Annotated in this window: 4 protein-coding genes; all 4 read right to left on the bottom strand. The window is 72.0% G+C overall.

From position 1 onward, the window contains the following. On the bottom strand, window positions 1–2,071 hold a 2,071-nt coding region (gene cyc2, locus SZN_RS35565; RefSeq protein WP_007505070.1), incomplete at its 3' end, for a germacradienol/geosmin synthase Cyc2. A 187-nt stretch (window positions 2,072–2,258) separates the two neighbouring features. Then, window positions 2,259–3,431 carry a damage-control phosphatase ARMT1 family protein gene (locus SZN_RS35560; protein WP_007505067.1) on the bottom strand — a complete coding sequence of 391 codons (1,173 nt, stop codon included), beginning with the start codon at window positions 3,429–3,431 and terminating at the stop codon, window positions 2,259–2,261. Window positions 3,432–3,453: 22 nt separating this feature from the next. Continuing rightward, window positions 3,454–4,101: a ScbR family autoregulator-binding transcription factor gene (locus SZN_RS35555; protein ID WP_007505064.1), complete on the bottom strand. Its 648-nt coding sequence runs from the start codon at window positions 4,099–4,101 to the stop codon at window positions 3,454–3,456. Window positions 4,102–4,172: 71 nt separating this feature from the next. Continuing rightward, window positions 4,173–4,464: AfsA-related hotdog domain-containing protein (locus SZN_RS35550; RefSeq protein WP_007505062.1), on the bottom strand; the 292-nt coding region annotated here is incomplete at its 5' end.

The following is a 4,464-nucleotide window of genomic DNA, read 5'->3' as shown; positions in this document are numbered from 1 at the left end:
AGCGGTGCCAGTTGAGGATGCCCGCCATCCAGTTCTGAAGGTCCGTCACATAGCCTCGCATGACCTCCCTCGCCTCGTCCGACAGCTCGAAGTCGTCGTACACGACGGGCAGTTCGTGCGAGGCGACATGCTGGAACTGCCGCATCCGCTGGCTCAGCAGGTCATGGACGACCTTCAGCGCGGAGGGCTGGTCGATGCCGAAGAAGTTCTGTACGACGAGGATCGCGTTGTGGATCTCGCCCTCGTACTCGATCTCCTTCTGGTACGAGAACACGTCGTTGAGGAGGCAGGCGTAGTCGACGGCGGCGTTCTCCAGGGAGCGCACGGGCCCGCTGCGGTAGACCTCGGGGGGTACGGCGGGCCCGTGGCCCATCCGGCACAGGCTGAGCGTGAGGTCGGAGCCGAAGGTCGCGCGGCGCATCTCCAGGTAGTCGACCGGGTCGGGGACGCGGTTCTGGAGCTGGTTGGACAGCTCCCACACCCAGCTCTCGGTCATGACGTTCACGGCGTCCTTGAGGAAGCACCGCTGCTCGGGCGTCATGTCCGCCGTCGTGCGGGCCCACAGGTCGATCAGACCGCGCTCCATGGCGTCGAGCGGGACGGTGGCCTCCTCGCCGTCCACGGGCATGCAGGCGGCGAGGCGCCGTGTGGTGAGCCGGGCCGCCACGAGGTCGCGGCGGTTGCCGAAGACGAGGGGGTAGTAGTCGTCGCCGTAGGTGCCCCACGCGAGCCACTGGGCGCTGAGGTCCAGGGCCTGCGCGGTGGCGTCGGGGTCCAGGCCCGCGGCGCACAGCGCGAGGTCGCAGGAGCGGAGCTTGTCCTCGTCCCAGACGCCCTCCCGGAGGATGCCCATGCGGTGCGTCCACTCGGTCAGGCGCCCGCGGGCGGCGCCCAGATGCGGGCTGAGCTCCAGCGGGAAGGGCATGGGGAAGTCGGGCAGCGGCGAGGACCCGGCCTTCTGGTACGGGACGTGGGTGTACGCGCGCAGCCGCTCCGCGCCGGCCGCCGCGAGCAGGGCGCCGACGTCGGCGGCCGAGGTGCCGGGGCCGTGGGGACCGTGCCAAGGGGCGGTGGGCCTGGCGCGCGCGTTCATGTACCTGCTGGAGCGCATGTGCCATTCGTGGCCGCCGGACTGCCAGTCCTGCAGTCCCCGGGCGTACGCGGCGACCGCGGCGACCTCGCCCGGGGTGAGCCCCTGTTCCAGGGCGACGGCGGGCACTTCGGTGAGGGCGGTGTGCTCGAACTGGTGCAGCCGCGAGGTCAGGACGTCGTTGACGGCGTCGGCGGCCTGCTGGGTGGTGCAGCCGAAGAAGGTCTCCAGCACGAGGACGCCGTTGCTGAGTTCGCCCTCGTCCTCGACCTCGCGCTGGTACGAGAAGAGGTCGTTGCGCAGGTGCACGGCGTCGGAGAAGGTCTCCATCAGCACCCTGAGCGGCCGCGATCCGGCGACGCGGGCGGGCACTTCGGCGGTCGCGTACTCGACGAGGCCCGCGGACCAGGGGGCGCCGCCGACCTTGCGGCGCATCTCGATGTACTCGACCGGGTTGGAGACCCGGCCCTCGTTGATGTTGGACAGCTCCCACAGGGACTCGTTGAGCAGATGCTCGGTGGCGACGGAGAAGCGGCGCCGCCAGTCCTCGGACATGGCGGGGACGGTGCGGGTCCACAGGTCGGCGAGGCCCGCCTCGACGGGGTTGAGCGGCTCGGGCATCGGGGTCGCCGGGTCCCTCGGCATGAACAGGGGCAGCCGGTCCAGGTACGCCTTGCCCCCCGCGCGGTCCTGGGAGCGCTTGAACGTCTCCAGGAAGTGGTCGTCGAAGAAGAAGACCCACACGTACCAGTCGGTGACCAGCGACAGCGCGGGGCCGTCGCAGTCGGGGTGGGTGTAGGCGCAGAGCAGGCCGTAGTCGTGCGCGTCGAGGTCGGCCTGCTCCCAGATCCCGGACCCCTCCAGCATGCCCATCTCGCGGGCCCACGCGGTGGTGTGGGCCCGCGCCTCGTCGACGTGCGGGTTCAGCCGTGCCGGATACGGCATGTAGAAGTGCGGGAGTTCGAAGGGCTGCTGCGTCATGGCCGGGCCCTACCCCTGCCCCCGGAACGCCATCCGCGCCGGGGGACATGATCACACCATCGCGTGAATCGGGGTGAAGTGCGGGCGGGAGAAGGTCTTTTGGGCTGGCGCCGCACCGGCCCGCGGGCGGCGGGGCGGGAAGGGGCGGTGAAAGGGGGCGGGAGGGGGCGGGACGCCGTGGTGGCGGTCAGCCGCGGACCTGGATCAGGGCGTGCGTCCCGGAGGTCCGCCACTTCTGTCCCTCCGCCGCCACCAGGGCCGCCTCGGTGGCGGCGTCCAGGCCGGTGATCACGTCGGACTTCAGGGTGCGCAGCGCGGCCACCGGCCCGGGAAAAGCGGCGGTGACGTCGGCGAACGGCGTGGTGGGGGGCCAGCGCCGGTCGCCCACCAGGCGGCGGTAGTTGAGGTCGCCCTTGAGGACGGTGAGGGTGGCGCCGGCGAGTTCCTCCCGGAGGTCGCCGGGCATGTCCGCGTACGGCAGCGGGGCGCAGGAGAAGGGGTGGGCGCGGACGACGAGGCGCCCGTCGGTCAGCGCCGACCAGAGGGTGCGGCCGTGGGCCCCGGCGGCGCCCGGCGCCGAGGTCAGCCGGCGCAGCGCGTCGAGCACGTCGGCGTGGGTGGCGTCGGAGACGTAGTACGGATACGGCTTGACGTGCAGGACGGCCCGCCCGATCCGGCGCCGGGTGAGCAGGTGGGCGACGAGGAGCAGGTCGGGGACGAGTTCGCGGCCGGCGTTGTCGGCGATGAGGCAGAGGGTGGCCGTGCCGGTGGGCGGGAGCAGTGCCCACAGGGCCTCGCTGTCGTCGGCGACCAGCGGCGGGGTGCCGGACGGCGTGTCGCCGTCGGCGGCGGACAGCCGGAAGCCGAGGTCGGCGCGGTTGCCCCACAGGGAACCGTGCAGCAGGGCCCGCTCCCGCTCGTCGGGGGAGCGCTCGGCGAGAGCGTCGAGGGCGCCCAGCTCCTGGTCGGTCCCGGGGGCGTCCAGTTCGGCCGACTTCGAGGGGCGGAAGGGGTCGATGCCCTGCCAGGGCCCGGGGGTGAAGTAGCCGACGGCGTGCAGGAGCCGGCGGTAGAACCAGCTCTCCGACCACAGCCACGGCACGTCGAACCAGGAGCGGCCGGCGAACTCCCCGGCCCCCCAGGCGGCCCAGCGGCCGGCGTCGTGGGCGTCGGCGGGGAGGGGTTCGACGACGCCCTCGGTGCAGCTCGCGAGGAGCGCGTCCAGCGCGCGGTGCCGCTCGGGGCCGTAGGGGAACGCCTCCCGCACCTGGCGGATGATCGCGGGGTGCCGCTCGGCGAGGACGCCGTGCGGGAACGAGCCGGGTTCGTTCGCGAGGAGCACGGGAGGGGTGGCGGGCATGCGGCTCACCGTACCGCGCGGGTCATACGCACCTGATCTCCCGCTCCAGCTGTGTCGCGAGGGTGAGGTAGCGGGCCCGGCGGGGTACCGGGACCAGGCCGCGGACCATGATGTGCCACATCTCGGCGACCCTGCGGGGCTGGCGTGCGACGGGTTCCAGGGAGCGGCCCACGACCCGGGTGCCGACGAAGAAGCAGACGAGGGAGTGGGCGGCGGCCTCGGCGTCGACGTCCGGGTGGATGTCGGACTCCTTGGCGGCGCCGTGGAGTTTGCGGGTGGTGATGTCCAGCAGCTCGGTGAAGGGGTGGCGCATCGGCGGGCGTATCACCACTCCCCCGGTGGCCAGCCGCAGACCGGCCCGGGGGACGGGGCCCTCGACGGAGAGCCGGGAGATGGCGAACGTCGTGCGGATGAGGGCCTCCAGGCAGGTGTAGCCGCGGCCCTCCATCTCGGCCGCCACCTGACGCGAGGCCCGGGACTGGAGTTCCATGATGGCCTGCGCCAGGTCCTCCTTGGCGGCGAAGTGGAAGTACAGGGCGCCCTTGGTGACTTGGGCCTGCTCCACGATGTCGCTGAGGCTGGTCGATTCGTAGCCGTGACGGTCGAACAGCTCGGCGGCGGCCGTGAGGATCGTGGCGCGCGTCTGTTCGGCGCGTAGCTGCCTCACCATCTGCTGGACACTCCTGGGGGCCGAAAAGAACGGGACATGCCGTTTGTTTCTTACTCCCTGCACACGATAGCTCAGCGCTCCCGTGTGCCCACCCCGCACTCGAATACCGCCGACTCCCCTTGTACGCCGGTGATACGGACGCCGCCGCCGGGCCCGTCCGCCCCTCGGGCCGCCTCGATCCAGAGGGGCAGGTGGAGTTCGGCGTACCGGTGGAAGACGGTGTGGAAGGAGACGGGGGTGTGCGCGCCGTTCTCCGGGCGGGCGCGCACGGCCTGGCAGGCGGCCTCCAGCAGCAGCATGCCCGGTACGTGGTCGAGCGGGTGGTCGAAGAAAACAGCATGGCTGGTATCGACTCGGAGCTGC

Source organism: Streptomyces zinciresistens K42 (genome assembly GCF_000225525.1).
Taxonomy (GTDB): Bacteria; Actinomycetota; Actinomycetes; order Streptomycetales; family Streptomycetaceae; genus Streptomyces; species Streptomyces zinciresistens.
This window is presented reverse-complemented; position numbering and strand designations above follow the sequence as displayed.

What these genes read in the sequence shown, in the direction of transcription:
- SZN_RS35560 (WP_007505067.1), bottom strand. Translation starts at nt 3,431, where the DNA reads ATGCCCGCCACCCCTCCCGTGCTCCTCGCGAACGAACCCGGCTCGTTC.
- SZN_RS35555 (WP_007505064.1), bottom strand. Translation starts at nt 4,101, where the DNA reads ATGGTGAGGCAGCTACGCGCCGAACAGACGCGCGCCACGATCCTCACG.